Genomic DNA, 22,317 nt, shown 5'->3' on the forward strand with positions numbered 1-22,317 from the left:
GGACTATCAGATAATGCCGCTCCGCATAAACAGGCTCCGATCGTGAGCGGTCAGACGACCGGAGCAGGAAAATCAGGTTCGGGAGACGTTATGGCTCCCTCATGCCGTCGGTGACCAGAGGCATGATGCTGTTGAGCAGGAACTGCATCACTGTGCGCTTGCCCACCTGAATATCAGCCGTCACAGGCATGCCCGGATGGGGATGGAAGAAAGGCGGCACCCCATGCAGAGTATAGCGATCCACGCGGAGCCGCACACGGTAATAGGCCTGCTGGGCGGCGCTTGGATCCGAGGAGCGTGAAGAGGAACCGCCACCTCCGCCACTCGCGCCGCCCCCGCTCTGCGCGCTGAAGGAGTCCGCGCTGATCTCACGAACCGTCGCGTCCGCACCACCATACTGGGCGAAGGGGAAAGTGGCGAATTTCAGCAGGGCCTTGTCACCCAGCTGCACGAAGCCTGCCTCTGAACCATTGAGGTGCGCCTCAACTTCCAGGCCACTGCCGACCGGCACCAGCGTAAGAAGCTCGTTGCCGGTGGTGATGACCGATCCGATCGACAGCTTGGCGATCGTCAGGACGATGGAGTCCTCGCCGGAAACCAGTGTCGTCATGCTCTTGCGGAGACGGGCCTTGCGGAAGTTGCTGTCCGCTTCCGAAAGGTGACGCTGCGCTTCACTGAGATCGTGGTAGATCTGGGCTTTCCAAGTCTCGATGTAGTTCTCTCGCTCAGCGGCCAGCGCGCGGATCTTGCTGCGGGCGCTGGCGGCCTGCTGCTGCGCACCGATCTGGGAGCGTTCGTTTTCCATCAGTTCGCTCTGCGCGCCCAGCGTGGAGAGACGGCTGCCGACCTGATCCTGTTGCAGACGCAGACGCATGACGTGAACGTCACGGGCGACCTTGGCTTTTGCACCGAACATCGCGGCGTTGGCCAAGTAACCCTGCAGGTCGCTGGTCTGTGAAGCGATCTGTTCCTGATAGTTGTTCACCTTGGCGTCGAACTCAGCCTTGCGACGCAGGAAAGTCGCGGCTTCCTGCGTCGTCGCGGGGTTGTTCGGGTCAGGCACATAATCGCGGCCCTCCGCCTCGGCGCTCAGACGATCCACTTCAGCGGAATAACTCTGGCTGAGGGACTGCATATTCTCGATGTCGGCATCGCTGATGGTCGGATCGAGATGCGCAAGAACCTGGCCTTTATGGACAAAATCCCCCTCGTGAACATCGATACTCCGGATGATCGACGTTTCGAGCGGCTGGACCACCAGGGTCTGCTGGGTCGAGACGATCTTGCCCGGCGTCGTAACGACGCGATTGAGCGGAAATACGCTCATGACGATCACACTGGAGAGCGTCAGACCGCCAATCAGCCAGGTGATGTACTGGGCCGCGGCCGTCGGAGGCATGTTGACCAGCGCGGCGCTCGGCGAATGGAATTCCAGAAGCGCCGGAGGCAGGTCATTGGGAGCAAAAGGGTCGGTCGCTTCAGGAAGGAAATCCTGAGACTGGTTTTCCTCACCGGAGGCGGGGACAACGTCCTGTTTGGTCATCGTTCACTCTCCTTCTGCGATCAGCGGGGCATCGGCGGCGGTGTTGCCTGGACCGGACCGTCCTTCCGTATGACGGTTCTGCTGCATCCAGAGGGTCCGGTAGATCGCGCAGCGCTCCAGAAGAATTTCATGCGGAGCCACATCAACCACCCGACCACGATCCATCACAAGGATCATGTCACAATTTACCAGAGAAGACAGACGATGGGAGACGATCACCATCGTGCGGCCCTTGCCGATTCGTTCCAGGTTGGCGTTGACGAGCGCCTCGCTTTCCGGATCGAGCGCGGAGGTGGCTTCGTCGAGAATCATCAGCTTCGGGTCTGAGATCACGGCACGCGCAATGGCGAGACGCTGGCGCTGGCCACCCGAAATGTTGGTCGAGCCTTCTTCGATCCAGGTATCGTATCCGGCGGGCATGCGTTCGATGAATTCCTCGGCGCCCGCAAGACGGGCCGCACGCACAACGTCATCAATGGTGAGGCCCGGACGTCCTGCCGAAATGTTGTCGCGGATCGTGCCACGGAACAGGAAGTTGTCCTGAAGCACCACGCCGAACGAGCGGCGCAGATGGTTGAGGTTGATTTCGCGCAGATCGACGCCGTCGAGTTTCAGGTAACCGGTATAGGACCGGCTGACACCCTGCAGAAGACGCGTGATGGTCGATTTACCTGAACCCGAACGGCCCACCAGACCCAGCATCGTTCCGGCCGGAACCTCAAAGCTGACTTCGTTCAGGGCCTTTGCGGTCGATCCCGGATAGACGAAGTTCACATCAATGAAGGACAGGGCGCCCTTGATGCGCGGACGCATGCCGGTCGTCAGGGCCTTGGTTTCTGTCGGCTGGTTGAGCACCGTGCCGGCTTCCGCGAGCGAGGCCGTGACCTCGTTCAGATCATCGAGCAGCTTGGCGAGGTTGGTCAGCGGAGAGGCCACCCGGCCGCCGAGCATCATGAAAGCGACGAGCGCACCGGCGCCCACGGACGCAGCGTCCGTCAGCACAAGGTAAGCGCCGACAAGGATCACGCCGCGGTTGATGAACATTTCAAGCGGCATGCTCAGGGTAGCCGGCCAGTTGGACATCCGCCCGACATCCAGTTTGGCCTGCACCACTTCCGCCGTGCAGTCGTCCCACTCTTCCTTGCGGGACGTTTCGAGCGCCAGCGTCTTGATGGTCCGGATACCGGCGACGGTTTCGTACATCACGCCCGAGCGCCTCATCTCGGCCTTGATCAGCTTGCCGATCTGACGCCCGACAGGCCCCATGAAGACCACGACCAGAAGACCGATGAGACCAGAAGCCGCCACGGTCATCCAGGCGAGCGTGGAGCTCAGATAGAAGAGGAACGGCAGAATGACGACCAGCGTGAACATGTCGAGAAAGGTCGACATGAGACGGCCCGTCATGAAGTCGCGGACCTTGTAGATGGCCATGACACGGCCAATGACGTTACCGGCCTGCTCCCGCTCGAAGAATTCGAGGGGCAGCGCCAGCAGACGGTTGAACAGGTGCAGCGAGATACGGGTGTCGATACGGGTCGTCAGCACGAGAGTCAGCTCACGCCGTCCATAGGAGAGCAGGATTTCGTAGAATGACAGGACCAGCACGATGGCGGTGATCGAAACCAGCGTCGCCATGGAGCGGTTGTTCACCACCCGGTCGATGACCTGCATGACGATCAGCGGCGGGAAGATCTGCAGGATACTGAGCGTCATCGAGGCGATGGCGATATCACGGAGCGACTTCTTCTCACGCAGCACCATCTTGGCGAGCCACGCCGCGTTGATCGGCGCGTCCGCTTCCGACTGGTCCTTTCGGCGCTTCACCAGGAGAACGTCACCGGTCCAGACCTGATTGAGGCGCATTTCATCGACCGGAACCGGGGAAGCGCCCTCGCCGGCCATGGGATCGCGGAGCCAGACGACGCCACGGGCGGCGTCCGCATTGATCATCAGGGCCGCGGACCCGTCACGGAACAGCAGAACGATCGGCGGCGAGTTGCTCATCTTGACGAGGTAACGCCACTTGATGTGCATCCCCTTCGCCACGGCGCCCTGATCGTTCAGCCAGCGGACAAGCGTTGCCGGAGAAGGACTGCTTTCACCCGGCTCTCCGGCGAAATCACGTATGTCCAGTTCAAGACCGTGGAAGCGGGCTGCGGCGATGGTAGCTTGCAACCGGATAATGGAAGGCGCCGGTCTGTCGGTCTGGGGATTGGGAGTGCCGTTCGCGTTATCGACTGAAGCCACAGATCGTCCTCTATAAAACGTGCCCGCGTTTCACTGCGGTAGGAAACGCTGAACGGCCTCTACCACACAAAATGCGTGACCGCTGCCCTCGATATGCCGTGCGGATCATTTCCTGTCTTCCGGAAATGCCGTTTCCGGAAATTAAATCACATTGTTCCACAAAGTCATTGAGGCCGTGTTACCGCATGAAAGAATGATTTTTAGTTACCGTTCCATTTCAGGACTGAGCAGATTCTCCAGAAGAGAGCTGGCCTTCAGTCCTTCTGTTACGGTGCCCTGCTGATCCGCAGAGACAACGAGAGCAATGTGGCGAAAGAATGCACACTGTCCCCGCGCCCGCTCCTGAACGAGAGAAAGCAGGCGGCTGACCAATGCCGGCCTGCCCACGCAGCAGGCGCACGCGCTGTCATGGCGCAGGGACTGACCTGCTTCAGCGGCGTTGCGCATAAAAGATATATTTTTGGGAGACCGGCCTGAAAAGACACGATTTTCAGGCGCAGGTCGCTCAACCTGCATCCAGCCTTCCTCCGAAAGCGCCTCGCCGGTCATGTCGAGCAGAAAAGCCGTGCGACGACATTTTTCTGTCCACAACCCCGACGCTTCAGGAGTGGTGACGGTCAGGGGAATCAAGGCATGCCAGTCTGTAACAGGGAAGAAAACACAGCAGGTTCCAGCGTAAAATATTCCGCTCCCTATTTCAAACACCGCCCGCGCGGTGATCTTGACGAAAACCGGCCCCGACTTTTCAGACAAATGAAACCTGACCATCGGGAGCAGGCTGTCGCTTCTCTGGACAGGACAGCCCCCCTCTGGAATAACCGCCGTCCTTTCCCGTATCATGCGGGTTGCTTTCTCCGAATATCCGGTAGTCCATAAATGACCTCCTCAAGCTCCTCCCGTCCCCCGCTGCTCGAAGCCCTGCAGGAACAGGTGTTGCTGTGTGATGGCGGCATGGGATCACGCGTGCAGGCGCTCGATCTCGAGACCGAGCGGGATTACTGGGGACAGGAGAACTGCACCGAGATTCTCAACCTCTCCCGTCCGGAACTGGTGCGTGAAATCCATCGCGGCTATTTCGAGGCTGGCGCGGATATGGTCGAGACCAACAGCTTCGGCGGCTCGCCGATCACGCTGGCGGAATTCGACCTTCAGGACCGTGCGAGAGAGATCAACCGTATCGCCGCCACACTGGCACGCGAGGCCGCCGACCAGTTCGATGACGGTCGTCACCGTTACGTACTCGGCTCCATCGGCCCGGGCACCAAGCTGCCTTCCCTCGGCAATATCGACTACGACACGCTGGAAGCCGGTCTGGCCGAGCAGGGACGCGGGCTGATCGACGGTGGCGTCGACGCTTTCCTGATCGAGACCTGTCAGGACACGCTCCAGATCAAGGCGGCCGTCAACGGCATGAAGATCGCCCGCGCCGAGATGGGCGTGAACACGCCGATCTTCGTGCAGGTCACGGTCGAGACCACCGGCACGCTGCTGGTCGGTCCGGACATCGCCGCAGCCGCGACGGTGGTGGAGAGCCTCGATGTGGACCTCATCGGCCTGAACTGCGCCACAGGCCCGCAGGAAATGGCCGAGCATGTGCGCTGGCTGGCCGAGAACTGGCCGCGCCTGATTTCCGTGCTGCCGAACGCCGGTCTGCCGGAACTGGTCAACGGCCAGACGCACTATCCGCTCAGCCCGGAAGAAATGGCGTTATGGATGGAACGCTTCATCATTGAGGACGGTCTGAACATGATCGGCGGCTGCTGTGGCACGTCCACGCCGCATATCGCGGCCCTCGACGCCATGCTGCGGAGCCGTGCACCGTCCGGCAAGCATCGTCCGGCGCCGACGAAGCGCAACCCGACATGGGTGCCGTCCGTCGCCAGCCTCTACAGCCAGACGCCGCTGCGGCAGGAAAACGCCTATTTCTCCATCGGCGAACGCTGCAACGCCAACGGTTCCAAGAAATGGCGTGAACTTCAGGAAGCCCATGACTGGGACGGCTGCGTCGCTGTCGGGCGTGAGCAGGTTGTCGAAGGTTCCAACTCGCTGGATGTCTGCACAGCCTTTGTCGGGCGTGACGAGAAAGCGGAGATGGACGAGGTCATCCGCCGTTTCACTTCCTCGGTGAATGCCCCGCTGGTGATCGACTCCACGGAAACGCCGGTCATCGAATCGGCGCTGAAGCTGCATGGCGGCAAGCCGATCATCAACTCGATCAATTTCGAGGACGGCGAGGCGATCGCCCACGACCGCATGAAACTGGCCCGCAAGTTCGGCGCGGCGGTTGTGGCGCTGACCATCGACGAGGTCGGCATGGCGAAGACTGCGGAGGACAAGCTCCGCATCGCATCGCGTCTGGTGGAATTCGCCTGCGACCAGTATGGCCTGCCGCAGTCGGACCTGCTGATCGACCCGCTGACCTTCACCATTGCGACCGGCGTGGAGGATGACCGCAAGCTCGGACAGTGGACGCTCGAAGGCATCCGCATGATCCGGGAGAAATTCCCGGACATCCAGATCATCCTCGGTCTGTCGAACATTTCCTTCGGTCTGAACCCGGCGGCGCGCGCCGTGCTGAACTCGGTGTTCCTCGATCACGCCGTGAAGGCGGGCATGACGGGCGCGATCGTGCATGTATCGAAAATCCGTCCGCTGCACCTGATCCCCGCCGAGGAAGTAAAGGTCGCGGAAGACCTGATCTTCGACCGTCGCGGCGAAGATTATGATCCGCTCCAGAAGTTTCTCGCCCTGTTCGAGGGGCGGAAAGCGGCTGATGTCGCCAAGAAGGCGAAAGCCGAGACCGCGCCGGAGCGCCTGAAAGACCGCATTGTCGATGGTGACCGCAAGGGGCTTGAGGCCGACCTTGAGGAAGCCATGCAGGAGATGCCGCCGCTCGACATCATCAACAACGTGCTGCTCGACGGCATGAAGGTGGTGGGTGAACTGTTCGGTTCCGGCAAGATGCAGCTTCCGTTCGTGCTTCAGTCCGCCGAGACGATGAAGGCGGCCGTCGCATGGCTTGAGCCACACATGGAGCGCGCCGAGGGACAGGCGCGCGGCACCATCGTACTGGCGACCGTGAAGGGCGACGTGCACGATATCGGCAAGAATCTGGTCGATATCATCCTGACCAACAACGGCTATCGGGTGGTCAATCTCGGCATCAAGGTGCCGGTGGCCGACATGATCGAATCCGCCCGCGCCGAGAAGGCCGACGCCATCGGCATGTCCGGCCTGCTGGTGAAGTCCACGGTCATCATGCGCGAGAATCTTCAGGAGATCGACCGGCAGGGACTTGAGCTTCCGGTCATTCTCGGAGGGGCCGCTCTGACCCGCAACTATGTCGAGGACGACTGCGCCGCCGCCTATGGCACGCATGGCCGTGTGGCCTATGCCCGTGATGCGTTTGACGGTCTCTCGCTGATGGACGTGGTGGCGCAGGGCAAGTTCGACGATTACGCCGCCGCCATCGCCAAGCGTCGTGAAGGCAAGACGAAGCGCTCCACCCCTCGCACACCGGAAGTCGCCGAGGAGCGCGGTTTCGGACCGGTGGATGTGGCTGCCACGCAGGCACGCCGTCATCGGATCACGAAGGACGAGCCGGTCATCACGCCGCCGTTCTGGGGGCCGCGTGTGGTGGAGGCCGAGACCAACGCCGTGCTGCCGTTCCTTAATGAGCGTTCGCTCTATCAGTTCCAGTGGGGCTTCAAGAAGCAGGGCCGCACGCTGGAGGATTTCCTCGGCTGGGCGCGTCAGGAACTGCGTCCGGTGCTGCGCCGGATGCTGACGCTGTGCGAGGCGGAGAATATTCTCAGGCCGCGCGCCGCTTACGGTTACTGGAAGGCCGCCGGACAGGGCAACGATCTGATCCTGTTCGCTGAAGACGGGCAGACCGAGGTGGCCCGCTTCACCATGCCGCGCCAGCCGCGTGAGGACGGTGAGTGCATCGCCGATTTCGTGCGTGACGTGGATGACGCCGAGCGGGACGTGATCGGGTTGCAGGTGGTGACGGTCGGGCAGAAAGCCTCCGACATGGCCCGCGAGTGGTTTGAGGAAAACCGTTATCAGGACTACCTCTATCTGCACGGCTTGTCGGTGGAAGTGGCCGAGGCGATGGCGGAATACACGCACAAGCGCATCCGCGCCGAACTCGGTTTCTCCGGCGAGGACGCGCGCGACATGGACAAGCTCCTGTCGCAGGGTTATCGCGGCTCGCGCTATTCGTTCGGCTATCCCGCCTGCCCGCGTCTGGAAGATCAGGAACCGATCCTGAAGCTGCTGGATGCGGAGAAGATCGGTGTATCCCTGTCGGACGGCTATCAGCTGCACCCTGAGCAGTCGACTTCGGCGCTGGTGGTGCTGAATCCGCGAGCAAAATACTTCACGGTGTAAGTATTCCGTCCGGTTTATCGGAAGGCTGCCTATAAATGGCCTTCCGATGACTGAATATTAGAAAATTTTGAGTGTCGTTTTTTTTAAAGACACTGTTCTGTAAAGCTTTTTGGAAAAAGCTTTACCAAAAACTTTCCTATAATTATCAGGATATTTCACGCAGGACCTTTTAACAAGCGACCATGCGGAACAGTCGTGTCATCAGAACATCATCGAACTGTCACTCTGCGCCATAAACGATGGATTTAAACCCGGATCCGGAAATCACCTTTAATCATCAAGGTGGTGAATTGGCTGTGGGTTTCTCATGTCGTTGCATAAATTCTGCTGGATGGAGGCACTGGCCAGTTCCATCCTGTTCTGCTTTTCCTCTGCGTCCGCTCACGCGCAGATCATGTTTCCGGAAGCAAAAGACCGGGATTTTCCGACCTTCAACCACGCTTTCAGGGAACCATCCCATCCCGGTTTCTGGTCGTCGCATCTGCGGGAAGCGCAATCCACCTGCGGAGCCGATACTGTCAGACGTTCCGGCAAGACGGTCACGGCCGATCTGACACTGGCCTATTCACACAATCACATCTGGAATCCACAGGAAAACGCAAACGACCCGGTGCGGCTGCGTTCCTATAACGGCTGCCTCGCCGCACCGACAATCGTGGTCTCGCCCGGCGATGAACTGCGGATCAACCTTCAGAACAGCCTTCCTGTCGATCCTGCTTCGGACTGCCCGAAGACGCTGAACACACCATCCTGTTTCAACAGGCAGAATCTGCATCTTCACGGCATGCACGTCTCGCCGGAAGGTCATGGCGACAACGTCATGCACACCGTGATGCCCGCTGGCGGCGCATGGGATTATCGCTACGCGATCCCGGCGACACATGCCGCCGGGACATTCTGGTATCACGCGCATGAACATGGCGCGACATCCATCGGCGTGGCGAGTGGTGAAGAAGGCGCGCTGATCGTTCGCGGACGCCGTCGCTATGCCGACCGCGCCCGAAACGACGGCGTGGTGGATATCGATACGGTTCTCCATGACCGCTACGGAATGCCGGTCGCCGAGCGTATCATGCTGTTTGAGCAGATCCCCTATGGCTGTTTCAGCGATGCCTCACACAGGACACTGCTTCAGGACAGCACGACAGGAACCTGGACCTGCCCGAAAGGGGCCGAAGGCGGTGTAGAGAATTTCCGCAGTCAGTTCATCAGCAGTCGTACAAATGCTGACGGCACGCGCCATGACGCATGGATGCTCTCCGGACGCTACACCCTTGTGAATGGAGAAACGCAGCCCGTCCTGCATGTCAGGGTCGGTGAGGTAGAGCGATGGCGCATGATCGCTGGTGGCGGGCATGACACGCTCAATGTCCAGATCGTGAAAGCCCGTTTTGGAGACGGTGAAAAACGCCTGCGACTGCCTCTCTACGCCCGGCACTCCAGCGCAGAAATGACCTGCGACGGAGAAGCCGTGGAACAGTACGAAATTGCTGCGGATGGACTGACCCGACAGAATATCTCCCGCAAGGACATCAATTATCTCTACCCCGGCCAGCGCAGCGACGCGCTTGTCACCTTCCGTCAACCGGGCCTGTATTGTGTCATTGATCAGGGCGGCGACACGCTGAACACGATCATCCCGCTCAGATCACGTCCTCAGGGCAAATCTCCTTCCGTGATTGCCGTCGTGTCTGTGGATGATGACAATACCGCACATTCCGGACGACAGAGCGGGACGACGCAGATACGCCGCCTGCTGCAGGAAGGATCAGAAGGCCTGCCAGCCTTTGTGAAAGCCCGGCTCGCCGGTTTCGATCTTTCCGATTTCGCGTATTTCCCGGAAGGCATGCAGCCGGGACAGGATCTTTCCGATCTGTCCGTCACGCATCGTCCGACAGCCTTCTTTGCCGCCCTGACAATGCCACTGGCCTCGGGCGCAGTCCTGCCACCGGGGCAGGCCATGCCTGATACAGGCATCAACGGCATGATCGGGCTGATCCAGAATGAACTGGTGACAGTCGGCGGCGCCAGCGCCCTCCCGTTCAGCATGGACCCGACTCACATTTACCATGTACATCTTGGAGACGTGGATGAATGGCGGATCGGCACACGCACCATGGGCGCCGGCACCACAACGGGGCAGCATGTCTTCCATATCCACGTCAATCCGGTGGAGATCATGGATATCATTGACGACAGCACGGGTGAGTCGATCTTCATGCCGGGCGGCCGCTGCAAACTGCAATATCGACTGCAGGAGGCAGGCAGCACGGACGACAGCACCTACAGTCCCGAATTCTGTGACCAGTATCACGTGTTCCGGGATTCCCTGTTCGTCAAACCGGGTTTCGAGACGGTCGTGCGGACCCGCTATGAGGATTTCCCGGGTGACGCCATGCTGCACTGCCACATTCTCGATCACGAGGATCAGGGCATGATGACCTATGTGTCCATCGACAGCGATCAGACAAGGCAGATGAGCGCCATGTCTGCGGCCGGGATGTCGACCATGGAGCATGAACATTCCGGAGAGATGTGAGGGCGCGCCGGGCTGCGGGGGCCGAAGTGAACATTGCCCCCGCAAGTTACTTTATTTCCAGCCAGCTCTGATTGGCGGTTTTCAGATCAGCGTCCGTTCATTCGTGTCAAAAGAACGCTTCATCAGAGTCTGCCCACCAGGCAGAGCGTCATCCGATCAGACGGCAGCGACCGACCGGATGACCCTGACCTTCTGTTCGCGGGCCTCGTCACTCCGTCAAAGAAAATTTCTTTGACGGGGCAGCTTCAGCTCTTTGCGCTCAATTCTTGAGCAATTTCTTCCTCAAGCATGCTCTCCGTCGCTATCGGCGCCAGACCACCCAGAGGCGGCCCCTTGAAGCGCTTCTTCTCGACGAGGAACCAGCCGGCCAGCAGCACGACAACAATGCCCACCACGTAGCTGATCAGAATGTCGTTGGGCGGCTGGATACCGATCCAGACCAGCATCAGCGAGCCCAGAACCGTGATGACCGCGAACGGTGTGGACAGCGCGCCCAGACGGAACGGCCCTGTCATCACATCGCGCTTGCGCTGCGCCAGAACACCCGCGCCGATCGGCATGGCGTAAGAGACATACAGGAAGATGGCGCAACCGGCCGCGAGCGCCGCGAAGGCGGACGAGTAGAGCGTCACGGCGCAGGACAGGAACGCCACCAGCCAGATGGCCGGAACCGGCGTGCGGTAGGTGGGGCTGACATAGCGCCACAGCCTGGAGCCCGGCAGTCCGCCGTCACGACCGAAGGCGAACACCATGCGTGAAGTGGAGGTCATGCCCGCCAGCGCGCACAGATAGTTGGCGACAACAATCATCACATACATCAGGCTGCGCAGCCAGCCCGGCACGGGAAGCTGGGCGAGCAGGTTGAAGAACACGTCGCCTCCCTGCGAAGCAGACGCCGTCGGGTCCGGCATGGCGAGAATGAAGGAGCACACCATGACAAAGCCGAACAGGCCCGAGATCATGACGGCGTTGATCATACCGCGCGGCACGACGTTGCGCGCGTCAATCGTCTCTTCCGCCACATGCGCCGAAGCATCAAAACCGGTGATGGTGTAGGCCGGGAGAATCAGGGACAGGCAGAACGCATAAAGCAGGCTGTCGGAATGGGGGAAAACACCTCCACCCGGCGCGCCTGTGTTGTTCACGATTGAGACCAGCCGTTCCCAGTGGAAACCCGGAGCGCAGTACAGCATCATGACCGTCAGCAGGATCGCCGCGAACAGGATCAGATAACCGGAAAAATCCGTCAGCACCTTTGTGATCCTGATGCCGACATGGTTGAACAGCGCCTGCGAGGAGGCGATCAGGGCAACGCCCACGATCTGGTGGCCATATCCCCAGCCCGATATGTCCACATCGAAAATCTTGCCGAGAATGAGCTGTACGAACAGCGTGTAGGCGCCCACGTTGACGGAAGCGAGCACGAACAGCAGACCCAGCAGATTCACCCATGCCGTCGCCCAGCCCCAGCCACGTCCACCCAGAATGGACGACCAGTGATACAGGCCGCCCGCAGTCGGATAGGCCGACGCAATCTGTCCCATGGAGCAGGCCACGATGGTGGCGAAGAGAGTTCCGACAATCCAGCCGACTGCGACGCCAAATCCTCCCAGAGACGAGAAACCAAGCTGGAACGAGGTGATGCCGCCCGCAAGAATACAGATGATGGAAAAGGAGATGGCGAAGTTGGAGAAGCCTTTCATGCTTCGCGAAAGTTCCTGCGCGTAACCCATGGAGGCGAGTACGCCCGCGTCCTCGTCACTATGGTGGTTGGTCTCCATCGAGAGATCCTCTGCTGTTCATGTCCCGGCGTATCGGCCGTCTTCGGGGCATGATGACCCTGATGCGTTCATTATCATGACGATATTGCAATGATGCAATCAGCTTTTTGCACACCGCTCGATCGACTGCCGCGTCACCTGATCAAACGCGGCCTGCCAGAGGATTTCCGCTCCGGTTGGCCGGGGCTCAACCACCCGCCAGCCCTCTGCATCCGCCGTTTCCGGTTGATCGCCTTCGCCATCAAGCCAGAACCGCCCCAGCCCTGCCGCCGTCATATCAATCTGCTCTGGCACATGCACCGTTGCCCCGAGGCAGTTCGCCAGAAACTGGATGAACCAGCGATTGTTCACCAGACCACCATCAACAGAAATGCGTGTGGCGGTCTGTCCCGTCGCCGAAGCGAATGTTCTCACAAGCTGCACCGAACGAAAGGCAATCCCTTCCAGCACAGCCCGCGCCATGTCGGCCGGACGCGTATCCAGCCCAAGCCCGACCCAGCTCCCCCGTGCGTCCCTTTGCCACCATGGGCAGCCCAGTCCCTGCAACGCCGGCAGAAAGAACACACCCTTTTCCGCCGCCTGCGCGGCTTCGAGCGTTGCTTCATCCGCGCAGGAGAAGTCCGGCCCGAGACTTTCCACCCAGTTGACCGCTGCCCCCGCCGTCAGGATGCCGCCTTCCAGCGCATAGACGGCAGGCTGCCCCGCAGGCTGCCATGCCACAGTGGGAAGCACGCCGCCCTCACCGCCTTCACATGATCTCTCGCCTCCCAGCGCCAGAGCGAAAGCACCTGTGCCGAATGTGATCTTCACATCACCGGGATGCTGGAGCCCATGGCCATACAGCGCGGCCTGCTGATCGACAGCGCTCACACGGACCGGCACGTTCCGGTCACGCAGCAGCCCGAAATCACCGACAGTCGGCCGGATGGACGGCAGGCAGTCCATGGGAACGTCAAATAGACGGCAGAGCGTCTCATCCCACTCACACGTCCGCAGATTCATCAGTGAAGTGCGTGAAGCCGTGGAGACGTCGGTGGCGAAGACACCGCACAGGCGATCAAGGAAGAAAGCGTCACTGGTGCCGAAACGCAGCCGTCCCTGCTCCCGCAGGAGGCGGGCCTGCGGCACGTGGTCCAGATACCAGCGCAGCCGGGAAGCCGAGAAATAGCAGTCCAGCGGCAGACCGGATCGCGCCCTGATCTCGGGCTCCAGCCCCTCTTCCTTCATGCGCGCCACGACAGCGGCGGTGCGCGTGTCCTGCCACACGATGGCGGGACCAACGGGCACGCCGGTCTCGGCATCCCACGCCACGACGGTCTCGCCCTGATTGGCCAGCGCGAGCGCATCAATCGGACCGGCCTCGGCGATCAGTTCCTCGATGTGACGCAGGATCTCTTCCGCATCATGCTCGACCAGTCCCGGCGCAGGCAGGAACTGCTGATGCGAGCGTCGTCCCACCAGTTCCATCCGTCCGTCGCTCCAGACCCGGTAAGCCTTGGTGCCGGTCGTCCCCTGATCAATGGCGAGGCAGCTTTTCATTGCTCCACCTCCAGCCGGAGTGCGGACACGCCCGACAGCGCGGCGGCGGGAACAGCCAGTTCCACCCGCCGCTCAGGCAGGACGTTTACACGTCGATGCGCCACCGTGCGGCCGCGCTCATCCGACAGACGAAGCACGCCCCGCTGCGGTGTTTCCATCCGCGCATGCAGGACGATCCTGCCCCGTGGCGCGGCATGGAGACGCTGTGGCCAGACGCTGGCCACTCCCTGTCCACAGGTCACCGGCACGGCGGAACCGGGGTCTGGAAGCCTCCCCTCCAGCGCCCGCAGGATCATCCGTGCGGCGGCGCGTCCTTCCAGCGCCGCCTGTCCGGAATGTTCCACTGCCCGCAACACATTGCCCGCTGCGAAGACCCGCGGATCCTGTGTGCGAAAAGTCGAATCAATCGCCGGACCGCGCGTGCCACCATCCAGCGCAAGACCGGAAGTGCGGGCCAGAATGGCATCCGGCACGAATTGTCCTGTGAACACCACACCATCGCAGGCCAGTGTCCGCCGCTCTCCGTCCTGCTCGATTTCCACGCCCTCGACCCTGTCGCCTCCAAGGATCGAAACGAGCTGCGTGTTCAGCAGGATGGGCGTGCCGTACACCATCGACGCCAGCACCTCGGCCGGACGCTGTGCCGTGATGCGTGCGTTTTGCTCGATCATGGCGACAGGTTTCACCCGTCCATGCCGCGCCGTCATCAGGGCGGAAAACGACACCAGTTCACTGCCGATGATGACCGGTTTCCGGAAAGGACGCAGACCCTTCATCACCATTTCCTGAAACGCGCCGGTTGTGGTCACACCCCAGGGCCGTGTGCCGGAGACAAGCCTTGGTCCACGCGGGGTCTCCCGCGTGCCGGTCGCCAGCAGAATGGCGCGGGCCTGCCATGTTTCAGGCCCGCGTTCCGTGGACACATGCACGACACCGCCAGACTCAATCCCCGTTACGGTCGTATCGGTCAGGATCGGCACACCTGCCGCCTCCGTCAGTGCGCGGGCGTAGCGCGGTCCCCTCCACACCCGACCGAAATCCAGCATGCCAAACCCCGGATGGCCGCAATAACGCGGCAGGCCGCCCGGCTCACCCGTACGCTCCAGCACGGCAATTTTCTCGACGCCCGCATGCTTCAGGACACGGGCCGCACTGAGCCCGGCAGGCCCCGCGCCGACGATCAGCACGTCATACATCGCGCCCATCTCCCCTCTGGTTCTCCCCGATCGGCGTGACCAGTCCCGGCAGATGCGCCTTCGCGAGTTCCATGACCCGGCGTGTACAGTAAAAACCCTGACAGCGGCCCATCATGCAGCGTGTGCGGCGTCGCAGGCCGCCCAGCGTGCCTGTCGGAAGCACCTCGTCCTTCAGCGCGGTTTCGATCTCTTTCTCCGTGACACGCTCACAGTGACAGGCGATCGGCCCGCGCTCCGGCTGCATCCATGGACGCGGCAGTTCATCGACCAGATTGGGCATCTGCGGCAGAGCCACATTCTCCAGTGGCGCAGGGTCCGCGAAACGGTCGCGATACAGCGTCACGACATGCTCGGCGATTCCCAGCGCGCCGGTCAGGCCGGTCGAACGGATGCCACCCACGGTGATCCAGCCTTCGGTTTTCAGCGCTTCGATCTGATAGTCACTGAACTGCGTGGCGGGGCGCAGGCCCGCATAGGTCGTGGTGACATCATGCTCGCGCAGGGCGGGGATAATCCGGAAAGCGGCTTTGCGCAGCGCTTCAAGATTATCGTGATCGACTGTCGGAAATTCGCGTTCCTCCTGCGGCTCGGCGGTCGGGCCGACAAGGACATTGCCGAACACCGTGCGCGTGACCACCACGCCTTTCGTCAGCGCCGTCGGCACCGGCAGGATGATCGTGCGGAACAGATCATGAGCCGTCTTGTCGAAGACCACGAACTGGCCCTTGCGGGGCGTGATCCGGAACGGCGAAGGTCGCGCAATGGCTTCGACCAGATCGCCATAATTCCCGGCGCAGTTGATGACCGTCCGGGTCTGCATGGCTGGTCTGCCCGCGATATCCAGATGCCAGACGCCTTCCCGCCTTACGCCGCGCTCAACCCGTGCCTGCCGTATCAGCGTGCCACCATTGAGGATCGCCTGTCGCGCATAGGCCATGGGCGCGGACCATGGATCGATCAGGTGCTCGCCCTCGACCAGCACTGCGCCGCGCACATCGCCTGCCAGCGCGGGCTCACGCTCCCTCGTTTCACGCGCATCCAGACGCCTGACCGTCACGCCGTTGCGCGCCGCCTTTTCGATGATTTTCGGAAACTGCGCGAGATCGTCCTCTGTCCACGCCACAACCATGGCGCCGGTTTCCACCACGGACAGGTTCATGTCGACGCAGAGTTCGCGATACAGGGCGTAACCACGCTGCACACAGGATGCTTCCAGCGTGTCCGGCGTGGCGTCAAAACCGGTGTGGAGAATGGCGCTGTTGGCCTTACTCGCGCCTTCCAGCAGATCGCCACTCTTTTCCAGCAACACGGTGCGCGCGCCAGCCAGCACGCAGGCGCGGAAGACAGCGCAGCCGACGACCCCTCCGCCGATGATCGCTATGTCATAAAGGCTGTCACCAGCCACTGTCTCCGTCATCCACCTGTCCAGAAAAGCTCTGCGATCATCATGCCCGGATTATGTTTTCCCACCGCAACAAGATCAAGGTTGACGGGGCATTGGCCGCAACGCGCGCGCCTGATCAGACAGACGCCGCAAGACAAAAAGAATTTTCAGACAGAGGGGCAGACAGAGCAGGAGGCCGGGCGACCTCGCTTTGCAGCCGCGCTCTCAGATGCTTGTGGCGTTTATCGCCGCTGATCGGTCGGCGTCATCCCGTTTTGGGGAAGGCCGTTGCCGGCGCAGGGAACGCCCCGAGAGACGGGACCGGAGCGCAATCCGGTCCCCACGGATCATTTGGTTTTCCGCGCTGCCGCAATGGCGGCCTTCAGGTCGGCTTCAGACGCCGCGCCCGGAATGACGGTCTTCTCACCGATGATAAAGGTCGGCGTGCCATCGACGCCAACCTTGCGAGCCAGTTCGAGATTTTCATTGAGCAGACTGGTGACGTCAGCCCCCTTCATGTCCTTCTCAAGCGTCGCCACATCGAGGCCCACGGATCTGGCGATGGAGCGGATACGGTCGATGGAGGGCGGCTGGCTGTCCAGCATCAGGGCATGCTGGAACCTGAGATAGGCATTCTGGCGGGCCGCAGCCAGCAGCGCCTGCGCTTCAAGCTGACTGTTCGGTCCCAGTACCGGAATCACCTTCTCGACAAAACGGAGGTTCGGATCTTCAGCCACCAGTCGGTCGATCACCGGCAGCACCTTGCGGCAGTAAGGGCAGCGCGGATCGTAGAACTCAACGACCGTCACGGAACCCTGCGGGTTGCCCAGTACGACGTCGGTGGTGGTCGCGCTGAACTTGCCGGCGTTTTCATGCACGGCCTTCAGGCTGGCGGCCTGCTGCGCCGCTTCACCCTGAGCGCGCATGGCGGCGACGGCGTCGGCGAGAATGGAGGGGTCCTGTTTCAGGGCCTCGCGCACGATATCGACGATCTCTTTGCGCTGGGTCGGGGAGAAGCCACTATCCGCACGGGCGGACAGGCTGCTGAACAGGGAGGTGGAGGCCAGCACGGCAAGCAGTGCGGTACGGACCCGGAAGCGTTGGTTGCATATCATGGTGCTGAGTGTAGCGGAGAGATAAAGCGGTGTGAACGGCTGCTCTCGGATGTGCATTACGGCAATGTCCGGAGAACGAACGAATTCTCTCTGATTGAATCTACGTTGTGTAAATCGAAGTTTTTCCGATTCGATCTGGAATGTTTTCTCATATTTAAAAGTTTGTATATATAAAAACAATTTTTCATAATATAATTTTTTATTAATCAGATTCGTTCAGAAAAACCATGATCTTTCCGGGATTATTTTTATGGAAAACCTCATGGCATTCAGAGTTTAAATACAGTAAAAATAAAACATGAAATTAAATAGTAATTTTTTATATTGTTTTTAGATTTCAAAACACACTTATAAAAACATATCGAATTAAAGTAGAAAATACAATCTATATTTGTAAAAAATAAATTGAAAATGACTCTGCGTTTCTTTATGATAAGCGCATTGATCGTTCATTGTACTTGCAGGGAATGTCTCTGATCCGTACGTAACACAAGCCGTGACGCCATATCCATGGCGCCATCCATCACACACGCCTGCACCCGGAGTTTCCATCCAACTGTGCCGTGTCGCTTGGTGAATTGAAAACTTCATAAGGAGAAAGCGTCTTGTCAGGGACAACCCCTCAGACATCTACGGAAAAGCGTGGCATCGTCGCGCGTCTTGGTATCCCCCAGCCCCTGCTGTTCGGTTTCATCGGCCTGCTGCTTTTCATGGTCGGTGACGGCGTGGAGGCCGGATATCTCGATACCTACATGCTTCACCACGGCCATACCCAGGGCGACGTGAACCTCATGTTCACCACCTATGGCGTGACCGTCATGATTTCGGCATGGCTTGCAGGCCCCCTTTCCGATCTGTACGGACCGCGCCGCACCATGTGGGCCGGACTTGTCATGTGGGCCGCCCTCGAAGTCGGTTTTCTGTCGCTGGGTCTCGGACCTGACAACCTGACCATGACGCTGCTGTTCTACACGCTGCGCGGCTTCGCCTACCCGCTGTTCGCCTATGGTTTTCTGGTGTGGATCGCCGCCGCGACCCCGGCCCGCATGCTTGGCTCCGCCGCTGGCTGGTTCTGGTTCTCCTTCTCGGCCGGCCTCCCCACGCTCGGCTCGCAGTTCGCGCGTTACACCATCCCCTATATCGGTGAACTGGCGACTTTCTGGTGCTCGCTGGGCCTTGTCATTCTGGGTGGCCTGGTGGCTCTCCTGTTCGTCCGCGAACCGACGGGCTCCAGGTCTCTCCTGCCTGCCGGAGCCGACAAGAAAAAAGCCTTCTTCGGCTCGATCAGCATCACATGGCGCGAACCCAAGACGCTCGCTGCCGGTGTCATCCGCACGGTCAACACCTCGTCCGAATATGCGTTTCTTGCGATCATGCCGGCCTTCTTTGTCGACGTGCTGCATTTCTCGCAGGCCCAGTGGCTCGATCTGCTGTCACTGATCTTTCTGGGCAACATCCTGTTCAACCTTGCTGCGGGCATGCTGGCCGACAAGCTCGGACATCGCTTTGTCGTGGCAGTTGGCGGATGCATCGGCTGCTGCATCACCATTCCGCTCTTCTATTATGTGCCGCTCTGGTTCCCCGGCAACTTCCCGCTCGCGGCTCTGGCAGGCTTCATCTATGGCGGCACCGTCGCAGCCTTCGTGCCGATGTCCGGCCTGATGCCCCTGATCTGCCCGAAGGAAAAGGCAGCCGCCCTGTCCATCCTCGGCCTTGGCGCGGGCGCCAGCACCTGGGTCGGTCCGGCTGTTGTCGGGATCTGTGAATCCTGGTTCGGCATGAGTCTTGAAGGCGTGATCTGGAGCTTCTCCGGCCTGTATCTGGCCGCGGGCATACTGACGCTCTGTCTCCGCGTTTCGCCGGAAGCGCGCCGTCATACAGAGATGCTGGAAAAGAAGCAGAGTCTCCGTGATCGCGAAGCCTATGCGATGGAACACGCCATCTGATGAGATGGTGTCAGTAGAGCTGATGGGTGGTGATGATGGCCGTCAGTCAGCTCTGAAATGGAAAACGGCGTCGCCCCCACGGGATCGATGCCGTTTTTTTTTACAATAATCCGGGACCCCTGCCGGACGAAGCGGATGCTCCATCCTGCAGGGTGCTGTCATCAGAAACTGTGGTGGCCCATCATGGGATCTTCTTCCCGGAAACCAGGCCACATGTCCTCATGATGATGAGGTGGCTGCGGACGATGGCCTGTTGCGTGACCGCCTCCCATAGCCGGATCAGAAATGGAATCCTCGCCGGTTTCGATACGCCCTGCAAAGCGTCGCCTGAAGGATGCGGACGCGCTGCATGTCACTGTGAAATCGTACCAGTTGCCGTTTTCCTCGACCGGCCAACGAAGCTCGGCTCTGCCACCCGGTGCGACGCGAACACCATTTGGCCCGTCGACTGCATAGGCTTCCGATGTCGCCATGAAAGAGCAGGGGTGACGGCCGTGGTTGTGCAGATGCACAAGGATTTCCGCTCTGCCACGCGTTTTGTAGGAAATCTCGATCTCGGGGTGGCTGCCGTTGCTCAGTTCCGTGATGTTGCCCGTGAATTCACGGTGATAGCCGTTGGGACCGAGCACCCAGAGATTATAGCTGCCCCTGTCGTCCGCTGTCGGTGTCCAGACACCTCTGATGTCCTTCTGGGCCTCCACCACATAACGGCGCGGCACGAGATCAAGATGGTTGCGGTCATAGACGTGGAAAACAGCGCCTGCGCCATCACAGCTTGTATTGGTGAAGTGAAGCGTGACCGTGCCTTCGCTCACATCGACATGAGATGAGATATGCAGTTCGTAAGGAAGCGCGCGAGAAGGACGGGCGCCTGTCGCCTGCTTCGGCAGCGTGGAGGCGGTCGTCGCGGCAGGAACGGCAATCGCTGCTTCCGCCTTCTGGGCAACGGCAAGACTGTCCGCGTCATCCTTGGTGCTGCGGCCGGACAATGTCGGGATCGCCCGTCTGTTCGGATTTACGAAGTCAAAGCATGAAGTCAGATCCCCACAGATTGCACGACGATAGTCGCTGATCTGTGGCTCCGTCACACCGAAACGCTGTTCAAGGAACATCAGTGTCGAGGTATGATCGAAGACCTGGGAATTGACAAAACCACCACGGCTCCATGGCGAGATCGCCCACAGGGCGACACGCGGACCGGGTCCATAAGGACGACCGTCTATCGCAGGCTGACTGGACGTGGCCGGCGTGAAGTTGTGGTATTCCACCGCCATGGCGTCATCGCTGAGCGTGCTGCCACCGGCGAGCGTACCGTCAGCGTTATGGGAAGGTGCTGATGGAGGCGGAAGATGGTCAAAAAAGCCGTCATTCTCATCATAGTTCACGAGCAGAACGGTCTTGCTCCAGACTTCCGGATTGGACGTGAGGGCGTCGAGCACTTCCTGAATGTACCAGCCACCCTGTGTCGGGCTGGAGGGAGAAGGATGTTCGCTATAGGCGGATGGCGGAATGATCCATGAGACTTCCGGTAACGTGCCGCTCTGAATATCCTCACGGAATGTCTCAAGGAAACCGTAAGGCATCGTGTTGCCAAAGCCCTTGGCGAGCGGGCTGAGCGCATCGTCAATGCTGGAATCGTAGAACGGACCCGCCGCCGTCACATCCTGCGTGATATCTTCCGCACCGACATACAGAGGCCGTCTCTCGGCGGGCATTTTTTCGATGGCGGCACGCCAGTGACGGAAACCCATCATCTCGTTGCAGCCGAAATTGTCGATCAGGCTCTGGTAAACTTTCCAGCTGACACCGGCTGACTCCAGACGGTCCGCATAGGTGGTCCAGGTCCATCCCGTCGTCGACGCGCCGATATCGTTTCCGCCGTTGAACTGATTGTTCAGACCCGCCACTTCGACGCGGCTGCCATCAATGGGACTGATGCCGTTCGGACCGTTGGTGCCCGTCCAGTAGAACAGACGATTGGCGATTGTCCCCGTGTGCATACCGCAATGATAGGAATCACAGATCGTGAAGGCATCTGCCAGCGCACGATGGAACGGTACTTCCGATGTCTCGTAATAGCCCATCGAGAGCGGCGTCTTGGCCGTCGGCCAGGAGCTCATGCGTCCGTTATCCCAGGCGGCCTGTGCGTCCGACCATGTGTGCGGCGTGCCGCCTGCACGGAGAGCGTTGCCCTTTGTCTCATCGAGATGATACGGAATCAGTGTGCTTGTGACACTGCTTTTCGTATAGTTCTGATAGAAGATGTTGGCGCCGTTGGGCGTAGGAATAGGGAAGCGGTCACCGTATCCACGCACGCCCCTGAACGTCCCGAAGTAACTGTCGAAGGACCGGTTTTCCAGCATCAGCATCACGACGTGTTTCACGTCCATGATGGTTCCCGTGGCGTTGTGCGCATCGATGGCGAGCGCGCGGCGAATGGCCGGCGGGAAGGTGGAAAGGGTTGCCATGGCAGCAGCTGAGCCGAGCGAAGATCGCAGGAAATTCCGCTTTGATATGTTGATCGTCATGATGGAAGAGGAGCCTCGAATCCGGGTAAAGCATCACTGCCTGTTGAGTCGCCAGGAACTGTTGAAATGAATCATTCAAAATAGTGCAAAAAAATGTAAATATA

The 22,317-nt window shown here is 60.1% G+C and carries 13 protein-coding genes; 4 read left to right on the forward strand and 9 right to left on the reverse strand.

Going from position 1 to position 22,317, the window contains the following annotated elements:
- Positions 1–88: 88 nt before the first annotated feature.
- The 3 genes from A0U92_RS14280 to A0U92_RS14290 all read right to left on the reverse strand — a co-directional run bounded on the left by A0U92_RS14280 (position 89) and on the right by A0U92_RS14290 (position 4,546).
- Complete coding sequence (locus tag A0U92_RS14280; protein WP_077813775.1) at positions 89–1,543, reverse strand: HlyD family type I secretion periplasmic adaptor subunit; 1,455 nt, start codon at positions 1,541–1,543, stop codon at positions 89–91.
- A gap of 3 nt (positions 1,544–1,546) precedes the next feature.
- A complete protein-coding gene (locus A0U92_RS14285) occupies positions 1,547–3,709 on the reverse strand; it encodes a peptidase domain-containing ABC transporter (protein ID WP_187668964.1) in 2,163 nt (720 codons plus the stop codon).
- Between the two features lie 288 nt (positions 3,710–3,997).
- On the reverse strand, positions 3,998–4,546 hold the full coding sequence (locus tag A0U92_RS14290; RefSeq protein WP_236748161.1) for a hypothetical protein: 549 nt from the start codon (positions 4,544–4,546) through the stop codon (positions 3,998–4,000).
- A gap of 123 nt (positions 4,547–4,669) precedes the next feature.
- Here A0U92_RS14290 and metH point away from each other — a divergent pair, with 123 nt between their 5' ends.
- Both metH and A0U92_RS14300 read left to right on the forward strand, forming a co-directional pair.
- Positions 4,670–8,185: a methionine synthase gene (gene metH, locus A0U92_RS14295; RefSeq protein ID WP_077813777.1), complete on the forward strand. Its 3,516-nt coding sequence runs from the start codon at positions 4,670–4,672 to the stop codon at positions 8,183–8,185.
- 307 nt (positions 8,186–8,492) lie between these two features.
- Positions 8,493–10,724, forward strand: a complete 2,232-nt coding sequence (locus A0U92_RS14300; RefSeq protein WP_236748162.1) for a multicopper oxidase family protein — start codon at positions 8,493–8,495, stop codon at positions 10,722–10,724.
- 245 nt (positions 10,725–10,969) lie between these two features.
- On the opposite strand, the gene A0U92_RS14305 is transcribed toward A0U92_RS14300, so the two are convergent.
- The 5 genes from A0U92_RS14305 to A0U92_RS14325 all read right to left on the reverse strand — a co-directional run bounded on the left by A0U92_RS14305 (position 10,970) and on the right by A0U92_RS14325 (position 17,796).
- Positions 10,970–12,505 (reverse strand): amino acid permease, encoded by a 1,536-nt coding sequence (locus A0U92_RS14305; protein ID WP_077813779.1) that lies wholly within the window; start codon positions 12,503–12,505, stop codon positions 10,970–10,972.
- A 99-nt stretch (positions 12,506–12,604) separates the two neighbouring features.
- Positions 12,605–14,044 (reverse strand): FGGY family carbohydrate kinase, encoded by a 1,440-nt coding sequence (locus tag A0U92_RS14310; protein ID WP_077813780.1) that lies wholly within the window; start codon positions 14,042–14,044, stop codon positions 12,605–12,607.
- On the reverse strand, positions 14,041–15,249 hold the full coding sequence (locus A0U92_RS14315) for an NAD(P)/FAD-dependent oxidoreductase (protein ID WP_236748163.1): 1,209 nt from the start codon (positions 15,247–15,249) through the stop codon (positions 14,041–14,043). The genes A0U92_RS14310 and A0U92_RS14315 overlap by 4 nt, the downstream gene beginning before the upstream one ends.
- Positions 15,233–16,657 carry an NAD(P)/FAD-dependent oxidoreductase gene (locus A0U92_RS14320; protein WP_077813781.1) on the reverse strand — a complete coding sequence of 475 codons (1,425 nt, stop codon included), beginning with the start codon at positions 16,655–16,657 and terminating at the stop codon, positions 15,233–15,235. Before A0U92_RS14320 ends, A0U92_RS14315 begins: the two co-directional genes overlap by 17 nt.
- A gap of 314 nt (positions 16,658–16,971) precedes the next feature.
- A complete protein-coding gene (locus A0U92_RS14325) occupies positions 16,972–17,796 on the reverse strand; it encodes a DsbA family protein (RefSeq protein WP_236748164.1) in 825 nt (274 codons plus the stop codon).
- Between the two features lie 548 nt (positions 17,797–18,344).
- On the opposite strand from A0U92_RS14325, the gene A0U92_RS14330 reads away from it, so the two are divergent.
- Positions 18,345–19,685 (forward strand): MFS transporter, encoded by a 1,341-nt coding sequence (locus A0U92_RS14330; protein WP_077813782.1) that lies wholly within the window; start codon positions 18,345–18,347, stop codon positions 19,683–19,685.
- Between the two features lie 161 nt (positions 19,686–19,846).
- Here A0U92_RS14330 and A0U92_RS14335 read toward each other — a convergent pair whose 3' ends face one another.
- Positions 19,847–22,153 (reverse strand): phosphocholine-specific phospholipase C, encoded by a 2,307-nt coding sequence (locus A0U92_RS14335; RefSeq protein WP_236748165.1) that lies wholly within the window; start codon positions 22,151–22,153, stop codon positions 19,847–19,849.
- On the opposite strand from A0U92_RS14335, the gene A0U92_RS18460 reads away from it, so the two are divergent.
- On the forward strand, positions 22,152–22,283 hold the full coding sequence (locus A0U92_RS18460) for a hypothetical protein (protein ID WP_257788153.1): 132 nt from the start codon (positions 22,152–22,154) through the stop codon (positions 22,281–22,283). The two genes, A0U92_RS14335 and A0U92_RS18460, sit on opposite strands and share 2 nt — an antisense overlap.
- Positions 22,284–22,317: the final 34 nt, after the last annotated feature.

The organism is Acetobacter aceti, assembly GCF_002005445.1.
Taxonomy (GTDB): domain Bacteria; phylum Pseudomonadota; class Alphaproteobacteria; order Acetobacterales; family Acetobacteraceae; genus Acetobacter; species Acetobacter aceti_B.